19 protein-coding genes are annotated in these 16,799 nt (G+C 34.7%); 17 read left to right on the top strand and 2 right to left on the bottom strand.

The window, feature by feature from the left end:
• The first annotated feature begins 37 nt into the window (after positions 1–37).
• Positions 38–457: a rhodanese-like domain-containing protein gene (locus tag N0O92_RS09685; RefSeq protein WP_315614466.1), complete on the top strand. Its 420-nt coding sequence runs from the start codon at positions 38–40 to the stop codon at positions 455–457.
• Positions 458–529: 72 nt separating this feature from the next.
• On the opposite strand, the gene N0O92_RS09690 is transcribed toward N0O92_RS09685, so the two are convergent.
• Both N0O92_RS09690 and spoIIP read right to left on the bottom strand, forming a co-directional pair.
• Complete coding sequence (locus tag N0O92_RS09690; protein ID WP_250096192.1) at positions 530–1,366, bottom strand: cupredoxin domain-containing protein; 837 nt, start codon at positions 1,364–1,366, stop codon at positions 530–532.
• A gap of 401 nt (positions 1,367–1,767) precedes the next feature.
• Positions 1,768–2,931 (bottom strand): stage II sporulation protein P, encoded by a 1,164-nt coding sequence (spoIIP, locus tag N0O92_RS09695; RefSeq protein ID WP_250096193.1) that lies wholly within the window; start codon positions 2,929–2,931, stop codon positions 1,768–1,770.
• A 290-nt stretch (positions 2,932–3,221) separates the two neighbouring features.
• Between spoIIP and N0O92_RS09700 the strand changes: the two genes are divergently transcribed.
• The 16 genes from N0O92_RS09700 (at position 3,222) to N0O92_RS09775 (ending at position 16,746) form a co-directional block, all read left to right on the top strand.
• Positions 3,222–3,920: a response regulator transcription factor gene (locus N0O92_RS09700; RefSeq protein ID WP_250096194.1), complete on the top strand. Its 699-nt coding sequence runs from the start codon at positions 3,222–3,224 to the stop codon at positions 3,918–3,920.
• Positions 3,917–5,302, top strand: a complete 1,386-nt coding sequence (locus N0O92_RS09705) for a sensor histidine kinase (RefSeq protein WP_250096195.1) — start codon at positions 3,917–3,919, stop codon at positions 5,300–5,302. Before N0O92_RS09700 ends, N0O92_RS09705 begins: the two co-directional genes overlap by 4 nt.
• Positions 5,303–5,516: 214 nt before the next feature.
• A complete protein-coding gene (locus N0O92_RS09710) occupies positions 5,517–5,774 on the top strand; it encodes a hypothetical protein (protein WP_250096196.1) in 258 nt (85 codons plus the stop codon).
• Positions 5,775–5,846: 72 nt separating this feature from the next.
• Entirely contained in the window at positions 5,847–6,014 is a 168-nt protein-coding gene (locus N0O92_RS09715) for a hypothetical protein (protein ID WP_315614467.1), read from the top strand.
• Positions 6,015–6,336: 322 nt separating this feature from the next.
• Positions 6,337–6,894 carry a TVP38/TMEM64 family protein gene (locus tag N0O92_RS09720; RefSeq protein ID WP_250096198.1) on the top strand — a complete coding sequence of 186 codons (558 nt, stop codon included), beginning with the start codon at positions 6,337–6,339 and terminating at the stop codon, positions 6,892–6,894.
• Between the two features lie 88 nt (positions 6,895–6,982).
• Positions 6,983–7,816, top strand: a complete 834-nt coding sequence (locus tag N0O92_RS09725; protein ID WP_250096199.1) for a M15 family metallopeptidase — start codon at positions 6,983–6,985, stop codon at positions 7,814–7,816.
• Positions 7,817–8,030: 214 nt separating this feature from the next.
• Positions 8,031–8,432 carry a four-helix bundle copper-binding protein gene (locus tag N0O92_RS09730; protein WP_315614468.1) on the top strand — a complete coding sequence of 134 codons (402 nt, stop codon included), beginning with the start codon at positions 8,031–8,033 and terminating at the stop codon, positions 8,430–8,432.
• Between the two features lie 12 nt (positions 8,433–8,444).
• Positions 8,445–9,773 carry an MFS transporter gene (locus N0O92_RS09735; RefSeq protein WP_250096201.1) on the top strand — a complete coding sequence of 443 codons (1,329 nt, stop codon included), beginning with the start codon at positions 8,445–8,447 and terminating at the stop codon, positions 9,771–9,773.
• 51 nt (positions 9,774–9,824) lie between these two features.
• Positions 9,825–10,142: a hypothetical protein gene (locus N0O92_RS09740; protein WP_250096202.1), complete on the top strand. Its 318-nt coding sequence runs from the start codon at positions 9,825–9,827 to the stop codon at positions 10,140–10,142.
• A gap of 779 nt (positions 10,143–10,921) precedes the next feature.
• Positions 10,922–12,070 carry a YncE family protein gene (locus N0O92_RS09745; RefSeq protein WP_250096203.1) on the top strand — a complete coding sequence of 383 codons (1,149 nt, stop codon included), beginning with the start codon at positions 10,922–10,924 and terminating at the stop codon, positions 12,068–12,070.
• Positions 12,071–12,546: 476 nt separating this feature from the next.
• Positions 12,547–13,281 (top strand): cytochrome c biogenesis CcdA family protein, encoded by a 735-nt coding sequence (locus tag N0O92_RS09750; RefSeq protein WP_250096204.1) that lies wholly within the window; start codon positions 12,547–12,549, stop codon positions 13,279–13,281.
• 129 nt (positions 13,282–13,410) lie between these two features.
• Positions 13,411–13,617, top strand: a complete 207-nt coding sequence (locus N0O92_RS09755; protein WP_250096205.1) for a hypothetical protein — start codon at positions 13,411–13,413, stop codon at positions 13,615–13,617.
• 308 nt (positions 13,618–13,925) lie between these two features.
• On the top strand, positions 13,926–14,621 hold the full coding sequence (locus N0O92_RS09760) for a response regulator transcription factor (protein WP_250096206.1): 696 nt from the start codon (positions 13,926–13,928) through the stop codon (positions 14,619–14,621).
• Positions 14,618–16,030: a sensor histidine kinase gene (locus N0O92_RS09765; protein WP_250096207.1), complete on the top strand. Its 1,413-nt coding sequence runs from the start codon at positions 14,618–14,620 to the stop codon at positions 16,028–16,030. The genes N0O92_RS09760 and N0O92_RS09765 overlap by 4 nt, the downstream gene beginning before the upstream one ends.
• Positions 16,031–16,291: 261 nt before the next feature.
• Positions 16,292–16,489: a hypothetical protein gene (locus N0O92_RS09770; RefSeq protein WP_250096208.1), complete on the top strand. Its 198-nt coding sequence runs from the start codon at positions 16,292–16,294 to the stop codon at positions 16,487–16,489.
• A gap of 2 nt (positions 16,490–16,491) precedes the next feature.
• Positions 16,492–16,746 carry an SHOCT domain-containing protein gene (locus N0O92_RS09775; protein ID WP_250096209.1) on the top strand — a complete coding sequence of 85 codons (255 nt, stop codon included), beginning with the start codon at positions 16,492–16,494 and terminating at the stop codon, positions 16,744–16,746.
• Positions 16,747–16,799 lie beyond the last annotated feature (53 nt).

Consider the following 16,799-nt stretch of genomic DNA (forward strand, 5'->3'; position numbering starts at 1 on the left):
GCAAGAAAAAATATAGAACTAGAAAAAGGAGCGAGAAATGATGAGAAAATATCTTTTACCTTTAAGTTTTATCGTTGTAATAATCATTTCAATTGCAATTGTTATTAATCCATTCCAAACAGCTACCGTAGAAGAGGAGCCGATAAGTCAAAAATGGGATGATATTGACCAAGAGGAAGTTCTGATGGAAGTTGGTAACGAATATGTAGAAATAGTAGATTTACGAGAAGAGGAGCTCTATAAGGAGGGGCATATATCTGGAGCCATTAATATCCCCTATGAAGAGTTTCAAGACCGCTATAATGAATTAAATCAAGAAAAACGAATTATTCTTATTTGTCATACAGGTAGAATGGGAGTTGAAAGTGCCGATTTTCTTGTGGAAAAAGGATTTGATAAAGTAGCTAACTTCGGAGGTGGCATGGCTGTTTGGGATGGACCTCTTTCAACAGAATAAGTTCGTTTCCTTTTTAAAATAACAAAGTTCCCCTACTTAGTCTGAGCGAAAAGTAAGTAGGGAAACTTTGTCTTATAATTCCGTAACGATTATAGTAGCTTTCATTCCAGCTGCTTCATGTCCAGGTATGGTACAAACGGCTTCATACGTACCAGGTTTCGGAAAAACAACTGACATATTTTCAGAAGTACCAGGCATCGCATGGAGGTGAAAATCCAACCCTTTAATCTCAAAATCATGTTCCTCTATTCCGTTATTAACTAATGTTAGTGATACCTCCTCACCGGGTAACAATTGAATTTGATCTGGACCAAATTGATATTCATTCGCGCCTACTACTATTTCTTGATTATTTCCATGATTGGCATGATGGGCTGGGCTGTTATTAAATTCAAAAGTGAAATTGTGAAAACTAAAAATAAACAAACAAACAAGAGTAAAGTATGGAAGTGGGTGTGAAATCAATGAATTATTGTTTGATTCCTTATTAATTTCATAAACTAAAAGTAAATAAATTAGAAAGAAAATCCCAACAGTCCAAAGACTCATTATGTTTAAAAGTTGGTTATAATGTTCAGGGGAAATCATAACACCTAACATCGTTCCCATCATTCCCCCCATTACTCCAGAAATGAGTCCATCAATAATCGCGATCAAGGAGTAAGGAAATCCTGCTATTACACCAACGAACCCGCCAATTAACATGCTTAGAACAGTAATTTCAAAAAACAAGTCAGGAAATAAAACTGCAGAGAACGTACCTATACTTAATCCGGTAATCATTCCAAGAGTCATTGAAACAACCATTCCTATCATATTGCTTAATTTCTTTTTAAATAGATAGGAAAGACATATTAACCAAGTTAATAAAAGGATAAAAACAATACCGAGCAAAACTGGTTGTAGCAATTTATTCTCTCCCTTCATGTTCATACTGTTAGTTTATTAACGTTAAAGATTAAATATGTACAAGGGTTACTATTTCGTATCTTCACACATCGGGAGAAAGTCGATATAAATAATTTTAACGAGGTAAGGGATAAGTACGTGAGGTGAGACAGGGGCTCATAAAATTAATCATTTTTATTTAAGACGATGTAAACTATAATTAAGTAAATTCTCTTCTACTTTTTGTTTTTTGCGTACTTTTTAAAGGGTATACAATTATTGTTATTGAAGGTCCCAAAATTATGGGGTCCTTCAATAACATGTAAAAGTCAAGTCATTTCAATATTTTTCATTAGATTACGTTTGTCAAAATTCAAAGTAGAACTAGAGTAATTACTATTAAGAAATAATGCTAAGTAAAATTAGTTATTCACCTGCTCAGCGGAGTTCCAGTAATACTCACTAATAATTTCTGCTAATGCCTCAGTTGTCCGGTAACTTTCCTCTAATGTATTATCTACACCGCCCATTTCAATAAGTATGGAGTTTTCCGAAAGATCCTGATTATATCTACCGTTAATCCCGGTTCCGTCTTTAACTAGTACCCCTCTACTTAACCCTGGATATTGTTTTTCGAGTAAATAGTGCAAGTCCTCAGCTAGTTTTTGATTCTTCTCATAGTTAGGGTTATTTTTCCCAATAACAAAATAAGTTCGTGCGTATTCTATCCCGTTAATTGTAACGGTTGTTATATCTCTGCGTAATGCATCGCGATGGATTTCAAAGAAAAATTCTAAGTCTTGATTGTTTTCCATGGCTGTTTTTATAAGATCTCTTGACGCTTCATAGGACTGAGGATAGCTCCATCCAAGTTCGCTTAACATACCACTAATATCAGTTTTGTCGACCTCCGTTCCGATACCTCTCTTTTCTAATTCTTTTCCTAATCTCTCGCCTACTAAAGTGACATTTACATCTGCATGCCAAGCATCGTCCGGTTCAGATGCGTTTTTTAATTCAGGAAGGAATGATTCCCGACTATGTGAATGGATAATATGAACAACTTTATTCTCTGTTGATTGAGATTCGGCGCTCATATCATTACGTTCATCAGAAGTTTCTTCGTTTATATTTGGTAACCCCTCAGAAGCCGCCTCTCTTTCAGCAAGTATCACATCCATTGGGGGAGCTGATTCAGAAGTAGGCATGTTTGTAAAATCGGATCCTTCTCCAGCAACAACAATCGTTCCATCATAAAAAGAAAACCCAGGAAGTTCTCTTCCTAAAAAAGTTCTAGGATCATCAAAATTTATATTAGTTATAAATTCAAATGCAAATTTCCCTATTGAGGGATTTTGACTTTCGGCTGGCAAAACCTCCGAAAAATATTGATTCTCCATGCTCATAAAATAAAAGAGTGATTCAACGGAGATGTCATAAGTTGTTCGTTTTAATGCGTCACTTGTTAGAGATGTTTGAAAGGTCGTTAATGCTCCAATAATTATAAAGATGGAAATCATACTTAAAATCAACATAGTTATCATATTTTGAATGGTTGCAGCACTATGAGTTTTGCTAGATTTCAATAGCGACCTCTCCTTTCACTCGTTAATAGATATGATGATAAGTTAAATATTAGAAGAATCAAATTCTATAAAACTCTATTAATTTAAGCGGAACTTTTTATTTATAATAGTAAAAGGGACAAGAGATTAGTTCATAGCAAAGTGGATATAGAATAAAAATGAATCTTTTCTGATAAGAAGTTCATTGTTTTTACATACTTTTAAGTTAATATGACATTGGATTGTTAATATTAAAAATCTATGTCGAAGGTAATATGTTTAAGAAATAGATTAAGTATGAGGTGAGATCAATGAAAAAAATACTTATAGTTGATGATGAAAAACAAATGCAATCATTGCTCTGTGTATGTATTGGTTCTAGTGAATTTGAGTTAACGACAGCGGGTTCTGGAAAAGAAGCACTTGAATTAATAAAAGAGCAACAGTTTGATTTAATGTTACTTGATATCATGATGCCAGAAATGAATGGCTTTCAAGTATTGAAGGAATTAACGGAGAAAGAATTATTAGTCCCTACTATTATTATTTCAGCTATTGGTGAAACAGATCAGGTGGTAGAGGGGTTAAACCTTGGGGCATCTGATTATATTACGAAGCCGTTTGAACCGAAAGAACTAGTGGCCAGAGTTAATTCTGTACTTCGACGTGTAGAACCTTTACAACTGGTAGAAAAAAGGAAGGGGATTTTTGGAATTACCATAGATCAGTCACAGCAAATGGTTTCCTACAATCAGAATGGGATTCCACTGACGAAAAAAGAGTATCAGCTTTTTAGTACCCTTCTATCCAACCCTGGACGTGCTTATACAAGGGAACAACTCTTTTACCTTGTATGGGATGAGGCAGATGATCGTGATTTCCGAAATATTGATACCCATATTAAAAACATCCGTGACAAATTAAAAAAAGCCGGGCTTGACAACACTGTCGTGGAGACAGTATGGGGGATTGGTTATAAAGTTCCTCAATGTGAGGGATTGAGTATATGAAATTGTCGACTAAAGTGAGCTTGCTTGTACTTTTGTCCGTGGTATTGATTATAGTCATGATGGGTTTCTCTTTTTACACCCTTTCGAAATCATTTTACAAAAATCAACTGCAGGTGGAAATTGAGCATAGACTTGACGCACACCGCGAAGTAGTAGAACTGCATACGGTGCCAGAAACGCTAGAACATGTGATGATTATGGAAAAAAGAAATCAAGATAATTCATTTATTGTGTTTGATGCGAATTTCAATGTTCAAAATAGTACTCAACAAGTTTCAAAGGAAATGATTGATCGATATCAAAGTTGGATTGTTAGCCTTTCTGAACGCTCGAATGAAAAAACAGAACTTGTTAACACCATGACTGAACATATTCCCCATATCTGGTCATACGAACCGTTTGAAATCAACGGAGAGTTGGGAGGGTATCTATTTATTGACCAAGATACTGGTAGCTTTGAAAAAGCTAGATTAACTCTTTTAGGTATTACAATGTCAATGGGATTGATTACACTATTATTTTCAGGTATGTTAACAATTTTCTTGTCAAAAAAGATTACGCTTCCACTTAAGAACGCACGGGATTTGACAAAGCAAATAGCAAAAGGGAACTTTGATGTCCAACTTTCTAGTAGAGGAAATGATGAAATAGCTGATTTATTAAGACATATTTCTACTATGGCAAGACAACTTAAAGAATATAAAGATACAAGACAACAATTTCTAACCAACGTCTCCCATGACATCCGAACACCACTAACATATATTAAAGGCTATGCTGCATTGTTAAAAGATCAGAAGGTTGAAGCAGACCTTGTTCATGAGCAGGCAACAATTATTCACCAAGAAGCTGTACGAATGGAAAGTTTAGTAAAGGACCTGTTTCAATTAATGAAGTTAGAGGAAGGGAAAATCCCGTTGAATATTCAGGAAATCGATCTTGTAGATTTCATTCAAGAAGTTAAAAAGAAAGTAACATTAGCTACTGATGATAAGAAAATAGACATACTCTTTTCATACGCCTACCCAACTCTTCTTGCTAACATTGACCCAGATCAGTTTGAACGAGTCTTACTTAATCTTTTGAATAATAGTATAAGACACACAAACCTAAATGGGAAAATACAAGTTAGACTAGAGAAGAGAAACAAAGAAATAATAATTGAAATTGAAGACGATGGCGAAGGAATTCCAGCAAAGGATCTTCCCTATATATGGGACCGTTTTTATCGAGTAGACAAATCGCGTTCCACGAAATACGGTGGTAGCGGATTAGGGTTAGCCATTACTAAGCAAATAATTGAACTGCATGGTGGAACAATACAAATCAAAAGTATGGTTAATGTAGGAACGGTCTTCACCATTAGATTAAACAATTCTTGATATATTGTTATCAAAAATAGATGGACTTAACAACCAGCGAGCAGAGTAAGCCCTTTTTTCATAAATGAAAATCGGCTCAAAAATAAATTTTCCAAAGAAAGTATTCTAATCTTTTGTACTACTTCATATTTCCATCAAATTCTTTTGTTACATTTTTTATGAGAGGTCCTTAAAGCTCTGTAGGGAACCGAATTGCTGAAAGGGGTTTTGCGAAATGGATTTAGTTACATTCCTTTTACTTGGTGTTCTTGTGCTCTTAAGCCTGACTTGTGTTAAAGGCATGGGCAAGCATGGTGGAAGTTCTACCTGTTGTTCGCCTAAAAAAAACATAACTGGTAGTCCAGTAAACAACGAAGATTCAGTTTCTGAATCGATCGAGTTACAAAAAATGTATTCACAAATGGAGAAAATGGAAAAGGATAATCAAAAACTATTGAAAGAAATTGACGGATTACGAAAGGAGTTGAAATAATTGAACATATTTTTAATAGTATTTATTGCGATTAAAATCGTTTGTCTGTTCTTCTGTTGGAAAGCCGTCAAGATGACTAAGCAGAGTACCCCTAATAGGACGCAAAAAAATAAGAATGAGAATGTAATTAACTCATCTGAAGATTGGCAGCGAGCACATAAACAAATGAGTAAATTAATGGAAGAAAATAAAAAGTTGACGGCATCTTTAGAGGAACTAAAAAAGTCAAAGTCATCATAAGAAAAATGCTCACTTTATAGAGAAATCATTGTTGAAAAGGTTAATATAAAATGAAGGTAATTGAAGAAAGCATATGACGCATGAAAGAATAATGGCATTGACTCCTATCAATTTGTAGGAGTCTTTTGGATTTTATAAAAGGTATGCAAAGTTACTTTAGTGATAATAACCAAAATTTGAAAACTTCATATTTTCTACATAAATGAACGATAGAATGATAGTTCTTGATCAGAGTAACAATACAAGAAAAATTAAGCGTCAGGGTCTATGGAGATCTCATAAAAATACAAGATCATTATGAAGACAAATAGAGGAGGGGAAAATGGAAGATCGGCTTATATATTACTTTCAAGAGTATGAACACTTTGCAATCTTAATTAGTATTGGAATTAGTATTATTGTTGCAGTATTAGGAGTTATTCCAAGTTTCTTTGTGACTGCAGCGAATCTTATCTTTTTCGGGTTCTGGATGGGGACATTTATTTCTTTTGTTGGAGAGTCGCTCGGAGCCATCATAGCATTTTATTTGTATCGAAAAGGGTTTAAACAATTTTCTCAGAAGCCATTGGACAAGTACCCGAAATTAAAACGGTTAGTACATTTAAAAGGAAAAGATGCCTTTTATTTAATTTTATCCCTTCGCCTTCTTCCTTTTGTTCCTTCAGGTCTGGTTACTCTTGCTGGAGCCATTGGGAGTGTTTCATTTATCACTTTTGCTATTGCAAGCTCAATAGGTAAAATACCTGCGCTTTTGATTGAAGCGTATTCGGTTTATCAGATTACTCAATTTGAGTGGCAAGGAAAAATGATCCTTAGCATTGCAGCGATTTATTTAATTTTTGTTGTTTGGAAAAAAAGGAAGCAACCCACTTCTGTATAATGAGTCACTTACTAATAAAGCTTAAGACCTGAAATCTCGCTAAGTTGTAATTGCAGTAATAACACAGAAAGGATAGGTATTTTATTAAATGAGGTATTTTTACATTGCTGCACTAGCAGTCGTATTTGTAATCTTAATTGTAATTTATAAAGAAAATTCACTATTAACAAATTCTACAAAAGAAGAAAATAAAGAAATGTTATTAAGTGACTACTTATCAACAGACGACGGAAAAATGAAGAATAAGAACGGTGATATAGATAGTGCTCCAATAAAAAATAGTATCGATAAAGGCGAACAATCCCAAGAAGATCTTGCTAAAGATAAACCATGGGAATCTTACACGGAAGAGCAATTAGATGATGTTCTTTTATTGGTAAATAAAGAGCGAAATTTACCAAAAGACTATGTACCTTCGGATTTAGTTGAGCCCAATGTACCTTTTCCATTTATAGAGGATCTGCCTCAACGGTTAATGCGCCAAGAAGCAGCGGAAGCACTTGAAGACTTATTTGAAAAAGCCAATGATGATAACTTAAATCTTTATGCTCAATCCGGGTATCGCTCTTACGAACGACAGGAGAGTATTTTTGCATATTATGTTGAGAGAAGCGGAGAAGAAAAGGCAAGTCAAGTAAGTGCGAATGCTGGACATAGTGAGCACCAAACTGGTCTAGCAATGGATGTTACTAGTCCGGAAGTGAACTTTCAATTAGTTACCTCATTTGAAGATACGCCTGAGGGGCAATGGATTAAGGAAAATGCTGCGCAGTTTGGTTTTATAATACGTTATCCAAAAGATAAAGAAAAAATTACAGGTTATCAATACGAGCCATGGCATCTTCGGTTTGTAGGCAAAGAGCCAGCCAAAGTAATTTATGAACAGGGGTTAACGTTAGAAGAATACTTAGGATTTGAGTAAGATACGAAGAGTAAATTTTAATTAAAGTAAATACTAATATTTTTTTTCTAAGCTCCCTTCTCAAGGGGGCTTATTTACGTTTTGGTGTCATGATAATAATTAAAATTTTGAACAAATTTCCTATAATACTTCTGCCTTGTGTGACTTGGTAATATTTACTAGATTTGTGTAGAGTGGTCTATTAAATAATAAGAAAGAAGGGAGGAGATGTAAAATGACCAATTTGATTGATTCAACTATACAACAACATCAGGCCTGTATTGATGCTTGCAACAAATGTATGCAAGCATGCGAAGAATGTTTGTCATCATGTCTAAAAGAGCCTGATGTACAAGCTAGAACTCACTGTATCAGTATGTTAAGAGACTGCGCAGATATTTGTTCAATGGCATCTCAATGGATGTCTCGTGGGAGTATGTTTGCAAAACAATTTTGTGAAATGTGTGCTATGATCTGCGAAGCCTGTGCTACTGACTGTGAGAAGTTCCAAGACGCTCATTGCCAGGAATGTGCTACTTACTGCCGCAAGTGTGCAGAAGAATGCCGTAAAATGGGAGCTTTAAATCGAGCAAAAGCAGGTGATCAAGGTTGCCTGTTTTTGTTCAATACCTGTTAAAGAAGGGATCAAATGATTATACAAGACATTAAAAAATTAGACCGTGCCATGCTGATTTTATTATTAGGAGTCTTGCTTTCACATCTAGGAACATACTTAGTGATTCCTATGTTACCGATTATGTTAAAAATAGATGCAGCATTATCTCTAGCGCAAGTAGGAATGGTATTGGCAACGAATGCCATATCATTTCAATTTGGGAGTTTACTCGGAGGATTTTTGGCAGATCGTATTGGAAGAAGGTTCATTATTGGATTAGGAGCGATGATTGGTGCAGCTGGATTAATCGGTTTTGGGCTCTTTAATGTATTTGGATTGTTACTTGTAGCCTCACTGATTACAGGTCTTGGCAATGGATTGAACGCTCCATCAACCAAGGCGGCCATTGCGGCATTGGCATCAGAAGAAACGCAAACGACAGCCTTTTCGATGCGTGGGATTGCCGCTAATATCGGAACAGCAGCAGCTGGACTTATTATCTTCTTTGTTGTGACAGGATCCTCTAAGTTGATTTTTTGGATTGCGGGGATTATTTATGTGGCACTCGCATTAAAGAGTTGGTTTTTCCTTCCGAAAAATTGTGGAGATGCAAATTGTCCTGTTATCCCATCGGGTGCATATAAGGAAGTGTTTAAGAATAAACCTTTTATTGTGTTTGGTGTAGTTAGTGTTATTATTTGGGCTTTATATGCTCAGTTGGCTTTGACCCTTCCAATACGGGCAACGGAGGTCTTGCCCGATCCAAGTAATGTGGCCCTAATTTGGACGATCAATAGTGGGATTGTCATTTTGGCTCAAAACGTGATGACAGGAAAAGTTATTCAGAGGTTACATCCGTTAACCGCACTTGCATTCGGGATGTTATTTATCGGGTTTGGAGTCGGTTCTCTTTACTTTGCTACATCGTTTTTTCACCTTGTGTTAAGTGGTGCCATCTTTGTTTTAGGTGAAATGCTTATCTTACCAACTATTGATAGTACAATTTCACAGTTATCGACAGCTGGATTGATCGGTCTCTTCTTTGGATTGGCGAATGTGATGTCAGGCTTAGGTGAAGCTGGTGGAAACTTTATTGGTGGTCAATTACTTCAAATCGGAACAGAAGTTAGTTATTTGCCGTGGGTCGTGTATGCAGCAACAGGGGTAGCGTTATTCTTGGTTGTTCTATTACTCAAAAAGTGGCAGCCGCTTGAACAATTATTACAAAAGGCAGCGACACAAGATGATAAGCCGAGACACGCACCAAGAGTTCAACCGGGACCTACGAAAAACCGCTCTCATCCGTTTAGTGGTTGGGAACAAGAAGTATTTTTCAGAAAAAAAAGTCATCCCCAGAGATAGGCGAATAATCAAATGGAACAACATCATTAGCATCATGAATTGCAATATCATATGTACAGGGGTGCAGACGAAAACGATATCATCACAACCATTACGTATCAAGATTCTATTTTGAAAATTCATTTAGAAGATCGGGAAGGAAATTCACCAGAGTTTTTACCAACACATGAGAAATATATGCACCTGATCGTAGTTAGTGATGATTTGCAAGAGTTTTATCATTTACATCCTGAACAAATTGATTTGTATACGTATGAAGTAACGCTTCCTCTTCGTGATCTTACATCATATAAGGCTTTTGTTGATATAAATTCGAAAGGGAAACATTATCTAATTGAACCGAATGCAATAAAGGGCAATATACTTTAACATACTAATATGAATCTAATTCCTAACAAAAAAAGATAAAGGAGATTAATGGGAAGCAAGTTGAAATGACTCAATCGGAGAAGATGTTACATTTCATTTCGATTTCAAAGGTGAGAAACCTGAACCTTAACGAGGGGCTCTTGGACATGTAGTAATTATTGATGATGAAGTAAAGCAATTTATTCGTGTGCATCCTAATACTATGGGTTGAGTTTAAATTTGCAGATCAAATAATTGCTTTTCCTTTCTGGATAGAAGTAAAGGAAAAGTAAAAGTAAAAGCATGAAATATCAAATCACACCTATCAGAGACTTGAATCTCAAAAATTCTTGTCTTTTTATTTTTGCTTTTAATTCTACAAAGGCTAATGTAAATATTAAACAAATACTAAACAATCTAGTGATTGGATAGAATTAAAAATAATAATCAGCAATGAATTAATAATTGTCTCCATGTACAATATTTGGTTTCTTTTTTGAATCGAAGTTAAATATGAACACAACTTTGAAAAAGCAGCAATCACTCATAGATAGCTAGGAATAAATCAGATGAGGAGGTTTTTGAATATGTTTACTGTATTGTTTGAACTTCTCTAATTTCAAACGATGTAATACAGATAACGACTTTTTTATTACAGATAATTATATAGAAACTATGAAGAAAGCAGGGTAATATATTGAACAAAAAATACTTATTATTTGCTTTTGTGATTGGAATCACATTTGTCCTAAACCCCCTCCTTTTATACTTACATTTATAAAGATCTAGGAGGGAAATAGATGAAAAGAAAAATTTGCTTCATACTTATGATTTTGACGTTTTTACTTTTGCTTGCTGCTTGTGGACAGAACGCTGAAAGCATGATGACTAACGAAGAAAATGCTAATGCAGAAAACAAGTTAAACGATGATATGGAAGAAACAGTAAAAGAAGTGGACGAAGGGGATAATGATTTCGAAGAAGAGTACAATGTTGTAGTCGGAAATGAAAAGGATGGGACTATGTCTGTCATTTACTATCCAGAAGAAAGGCAAGAGCTTGTTTACCTTGATGGGGAAGCACATAATCTAGAAGTCAATGTTGAGTCTCAATTAATTTGGGTAACCATTAATCCGCCACATGGCGATAATGAAGATGAGGAACATAGTCATAGCCATGAAAATGATGGTAACGAAGAAGAAGATAAGGTAAAACAAGAAAAGGTTGTAGCATATGATATAAACACACTAGAAAAAGTCGAAGAACATCAGGTAGGGAGCCACCCTGCTCATGTAACGGCCACAGAGAATGGTGAGATCGTTGTCGTAACTAATTCAGGTGATAATTCTGTCACGGTTATTAATAGAAAGACAGATGAAGTTGTTAATGTAGAAGTGGGAGAATATCCGCATGGAGTAAGGATATCACCCGATCAGCAATATGCTTATATAGCGAATATGCAAAGTGCTGATGTTAGCATTATTGACTTACAATTGAATGAAGAAGTTAATCGAGTACATGTAGGAGAGGGTGCTGTTCAAACTGGATTTTCCCATGACGGAAAGTATGCCTTTGTTGGATTGCATGTTGATAACCAACTAGCTGTTATTGATACTTCATCACAAGAAGTAATCAAACACATTAATGTTGGAGTAGGTCCGGTACAAATGTTTGCTAGTTACAATAATCAATATGTCATTGTTGCAAATCAAGGAAGTGAAGAGAACCCATCAGATACGATCTCTATTATAGGACTTGATACATTAGAAGTTGAAAAGGAGCTTTCCTTAGGAAAAGGGGCACATGGTATCGTTATTTCTAAGGATAGCAAATATGCCTTTGTAACAAATATGTTTGAAGATACGGTTTCCGTTGTTGATTTAAAAAAGTTAGAAGAAGTTAAACGATTAGATGTAGGGGAATACCCTAATGGAATTTCTATAAACTAGAGGAATAGCCTTAAGAAGTTGTAGGTAAACTTTTTAAGGCTTTTGCATTGTTAAATTGTTAATATATATGGCCCCCTAAATTCGGCTGCCAGCGCAAAAGCAGGCTTTACAATGGTTCCCGTTTTCTTACTAGAGAATTTGTCTGACAGTTCTTGAGAAGCTATTTCTATACCTTTAATAGAACCTCTAATAAATAACACCTCGACGATAATCCTTTCTTCGAGGTTCTTCTTGCTTACTATACAATTTTCATTGTCACATGAAAGAATTTTTTCTCGGTGCTTGTCGAAAAAAATCTATATAAATTTCGCATTTTTAAAATTTTTTCTTCATAGTTTCATCACAATTCTTCGTTACAATTGCAAAATATTGAATCATTTTTATCAATTCTTACGGCAGTAATTAAGTGAAAAAGTGAAAATTCTATTAAGGAAGCTTCATGAAATTGTTGTTTACTATAAAGCGAGGTTCGTAATATGTATGATGTATTTAATTCTATTAGCAGATTATTATATGATCCTTTGATTCAACTAACGTATGGTTTTGAACATATTCCGATATTAGCAGCACTTGTTATAGGAATTCTAGCAGCCGCTGCTCCGTGTCAATTTACCGGAAATGTAGGAGCCATTACACTCTATGGGAATCGGTCTATCCAAAAAGCTATTCCATGGTCAGAAGTCATATTCTTTCAACTTGGGAAAGTCGTTGTTTTTTCGGGGTTAGGATTACTAGTGTGGATATTAGGTTCTGAATTTCAACAAGAACTAATTGGTTATCTTCCATGGATACGTAAAATACTTGGGCCCATTTTTATCGTAATCGGTCTTTATTTAGTTGGACTCATCACATGGAAATGGTCTATCGGTCTAAAACAAAAAGAAGCTGGTGATAAAAGAAGAGGCAAATGGGGGGCATTTCTTTTAGGAAGTAGTTTTTCATTAGGGTTCTGTCCAACCATGTTCTCAATCTTTTTCTTTTTGCTAATGCCGCTAACCCTTTCTACTTCATACGGATTTATTTTACCAACTGTGTTTTCGTTTGGTACATCGATTCCTTTGTTCATTACGATGTATCTCATCTGGACTTTTGGATTAAACGGGACACTTTTGAAAAAAGGAAGAAACATCGGAAAATGGATCCAGCGAGTTGCAGGTTTTTTTCTGATCATCCTTGGGATTTTAGATACGATAACTTATTGGGGGATTTAAGAAAGTATGTGCATTTTTTAAACCATGATCTTAACCTAAAAGAAAAGTTTATTTGAGGTTTTTTCTTCAAAATTTCAACACATTTACCCTTTACAATATAAGTAGTTTAAAAATAAGGAGGTATTGTCTATGGAAAATTTAACTTACTATCTTCCACTATTATTATGTCCTTTAATGTTAGTGATGTTATTTTTCTTTATGAAAAGAATGTCTGATGGAAATAACAATAATAAGAGTGAACCGAATGCAAATGATTTACAAAAAGACATGAATCACTTAATGGAGCAAAATCAAAAATTGATGAAAGAAATTGATACTTTAAAAAGGTCACCATAACGGAGGGGATTAGGTTTGAAGGAATTATCAATTTTTGTTCCGATCATACTTATATTCTTACTAATAATTGCGATGATGATTCACTCTTATGCTAATATCAAAAGAAATCCAGAAGTTTTTAAACTATGGATTAACAAACCGGAAGATCCCTTTGGTAAACGGGAAAAAAGAACCTGATATTGTTGAAAGAATTTTATCGTAAGATCAATCAGTGGAGGAGACTTTTAATTGAGTACCTCCATTTTCTTCTTTTCAAGTAGATTTGTGAGTATAAGATTATATTCTTTTATAAGAGAAGAGGCAAAAACATGAATACTAAAATTCTAATTGTTGATGACGAATGGAATATGAGAAATTTAATCCTAATTCATTTATCCAAGCAAGGTTTTCACATAGTGGAAGCTATTAATGGGAAAGAAGCACTTAAAGAAATGAAATGTCATTCATTTCAACTTGTTATTTTGGATGTTATGATGCCAGAGATGGATGGGTGGGAAGTGTGTGAAGAAATTCGAAAAGAAAATTTGTCTATACCTATTTTAATGTTAACAGCTAGGACGGATACCACAGACAAGGTGAAAGGACTCGATATTGGTGCGGATGATTATTTAACAAAACCGTTCAAACCAGAAGAACTTATTGCGCGGGTGAATGCATTATTAAGAAGATCCGTAATAAATCAAACAACGCAAACAAAACAACTCCACTTCCACGAGCTGAAAATGGATGTGGATGATCATAAAGTTTTTGTTCAAGACAATCCCGTTCATTTAACCCCTAAAGAATTTGAGTTATTAAAATTTTTACTATTAAATCCTAAGCAAGTGTTTAACCGAGACCAGTTACTTTTGAAAATTTGGGGAGTGGATTTTCTCGGAGATGAAAGAACGGTTGATTCTCACATAAAAAGTATTCGTTTAAAATTAAAGAAAGAAGGGCTGAGTTTTACTATCATCGAAACGGTTTGGGGTGTTGGCTATAAGTTGAAGGAAATAGACACATGAGATTGAATCGAATTGATGTAAAATTAGGGCTGACGATGATTACCGTTTTTTTATTAGTTTTCGCACCTTTTGTTTATGTCATTGATCAGGTTTTTTGTAATTATTATTACAATAAGGCAAAAGAGGAAGCTCGTCAATTAACGTCAAATTATGCACAGATGATAGCGAATAATCAAATGTTAATGTCAACGCCAATGGTCGAAATGGCAGGAAATATTACACAAAAAATAATCTTCTTACTAGACAAAGATGGAGATATGATCATGTTTACAGGTACGGATGATCTGGAAATAAACATTAAAGAGTTCGACTTGCAAAACCTTTTTGAAGGAAGGCCTGTTTTCTACGAATACGTAGAACCGCTCACTGACAATCCTTATCTTTTGTATGGTCATCCGATAAATGCTGATCAATTCAAAGGTAGTCTGTTCATGTTATTTCCACTTAATGATATGTATGATTCGATGTCTAAGGTAAGACAGTTGTTTCTTCTAGCTGGTGTTGGAGGTTTCTTTCTAGCTCTTGGATTTACATTTATTGCTTCAAGAAAGCTCTCGTCACCTTTACTTGAAATGCAGGCTGCAACGAAAAAGATTGCCAAAGGGGATTTAAATACAAAAGTGATTGTACGATCAAAAGATGAAATCGGTTCTCTAGCTGTTGGCATTAACAACCTAACTCAGGAACTAAAGAGACACCATGATACAAGAAGTGAATTCTTTGCTAGTATTTCTCATGAATTAAAGACACCGGTTTCATATTTAATGGGTTATTCGGAAGTCTTGAAAGAAAAGCTGTATCAGACGGAGGAAGAAAAAGAACAGTATTTATCAATCCTTGAACATGAAGCAACTCGATTAAATTCTCTTATATCAGAACTATTTGATTTATCTAAGATGGAAGAAGGGAAGTTTGAAATAAAGAAGGAGTGGATCGATTTAACAGAACTTGCCGATAATCTCGATATGAAATATTTATTAAAAGCAAAAGAGAAAGGGCTATCATTTATATTTAAAGTAGATGAAAACATTTCCTTGTTTTATGGAGATGGGAAACGTATTGAACAAATTCTTACCAATTTATTGGATAATGCGTTTAGGCATACGACTAACGGACAGGTAACGTGTGAGTTCAAACAAGGTGAAAATCAAGTTTTCGTTATTGTTAAGGATACCGGAACCGGTATTCCTGCCGACGAAGTTCCATTTATTTTTGAACGGTTTTACCGTGTTGAAAAATCTCGTTCAAGGGAATTTGGAGGGACAGGATTGGGGTTAGCCATCGTTAAAATGTTAGTCAAATTACACGGTGGTACAATAGAAGTAACTAGTAAGGAAAACGAAGGAACCCAATTTACCCTTTCTTTTCCTAACGAATTTTTGAAAAAGGAGAGGGGAGAACAGATATGAAGTGGATAGACTGGGTCATTGTTAGTCTACTTTTACTTATTGGGTTAGTTTGTTTAAGTATGTCCTTAACATTAACGACCGACGAAAATTTTATCATCTCTCTCCTGAAAATTTGTCTTTGGGTAGGTATACCATCTCTAATGATCGGACTAATCTTTCTGATGTTCAAAAGAAAGTAAGCAATTCAAGGAGAAAAAACAGGATGTGTGTAACTAGTGTTGACAAAAAAAGATAGATTTACTTGGGGGGCTTATTCTTTTTATGACAATATTCATTTCATTGGTAAACGGAACTGTTGTTGAAGCCCATTCAGAAATAAAAGAAATAAGTCCGAGAATCAGTGAAATATTGGACTTTTCACCGGAACATATTAGTGTCATGTTTGCTAAGCCTGTAGAGGTCTATTCAGAGTCTTTATTTGAGGGAAACCATATAGTTGAAATAATTGGAGGTGTTTAATCATGATGATGAACTGGGGAATAATGAATATCGGTATGATTTTGTATATGGTCTTAGTAATTCTTATATTAGGTTCAATCATTTATGGTGGATTGGTATTAGTCATGAGACTCTTAAAGAAGAACAATTCAACCGTTGTCATTCAAGATCATGAACAAGATACATCACTTGAAATCTTAAAAGAGAGGTTTGCAAAAGGGAATTTAACGCAAAATGAGTTCGAGCAAAAATATACGTTCTTAAAAGGAAAAAATTAAATTATATCAGTAACTATCACAATTTCATCAAAATTATAGTTTAAACTATAAAT

It is taken from the genome of Alkalihalobacillus sp. MEB130, assembly GCF_032335535.1.
Taxonomy (GTDB): domain Bacteria; phylum Bacillota; class Bacilli; order Bacillales; family Bacillaceae_D; genus Halalkalibacter.

Coding starts and splice junctions, on each gene's coding strand:
- N0O92_RS09760 (WP_250096206.1), top strand. CDS start 13,926: ATGAATACTAAAATTCTAATTGTTGATGACGAATGGAATATGAGAAAT.
- N0O92_RS09770 (WP_250096208.1), top strand. CDS start 16,292: ATGACAATATTCATTTCATTGGTAAACGGAACTGTTGTTGAAGCCCAT.
- N0O92_RS09735 (WP_250096201.1), top strand. CDS start 8,445: ATGATTATACAAGACATTAAAAAATTAGACCGTGCCATGCTGATTTTA.
- N0O92_RS09740 (WP_250096202.1), top strand. CDS start 9,825: ATGTACAGGGGTGCAGACGAAAACGATATCATCACAACCATTACGTAT.
- N0O92_RS09715 (WP_315614467.1), top strand. CDS start 5,847: ATGACTAAGCAGAGTACCCCTAATAGGACGCAAAAAAATAAGAATGAG.
- N0O92_RS09730 (WP_315614468.1), top strand. CDS start 8,031: ATGACCAATTTGATTGATTCAACTATACAACAACATCAGGCCTGTATT.
- N0O92_RS09775 (WP_250096209.1), top strand. CDS start 16,492: ATGATGATGAACTGGGGAATAATGAATATCGGTATGATTTTGTATATG.
- N0O92_RS09705 (WP_250096195.1), top strand. CDS start 3,917: ATGAAATTGTCGACTAAAGTGAGCTTGCTTGTACTTTTGTCCGTGGTA.
- N0O92_RS09755 (WP_250096205.1), top strand. CDS start 13,411: ATGGAAAATTTAACTTACTATCTTCCACTATTATTATGTCCTTTAATG.
- N0O92_RS09720 (WP_250096198.1), top strand. CDS start 6,337: ATGGAAGATCGGCTTATATATTACTTTCAAGAGTATGAACACTTTGCA.
- N0O92_RS09685 (WP_315614466.1), top strand. CDS start 38: ATGATGAGAAAATATCTTTTACCTTTAAGTTTTATCGTTGTAATAATC.
- N0O92_RS09710 (WP_250096196.1), top strand. CDS start 5,517: ATGGATTTAGTTACATTCCTTTTACTTGGTGTTCTTGTGCTCTTAAGC.
- N0O92_RS09750 (WP_250096204.1), top strand. CDS start 12,547: ATGTATGATGTATTTAATTCTATTAGCAGATTATTATATGATCCTTTG.
- N0O92_RS09725 (WP_250096199.1), top strand. CDS start 6,983: ATGAGGTATTTTTACATTGCTGCACTAGCAGTCGTATTTGTAATCTTA.
- N0O92_RS09745 (WP_250096203.1), top strand. CDS start 10,922: ATGAAAAGAAAAATTTGCTTCATACTTATGATTTTGACGTTTTTACTT.
- N0O92_RS09765 (WP_250096207.1), top strand. CDS start 14,618: ATGAGATTGAATCGAATTGATGTAAAATTAGGGCTGACGATGATTACC.
- N0O92_RS09700 (WP_250096194.1), top strand. CDS start 3,222: ATGAAAAAAATACTTATAGTTGATGATGAAAAACAAATGCAATCATTG.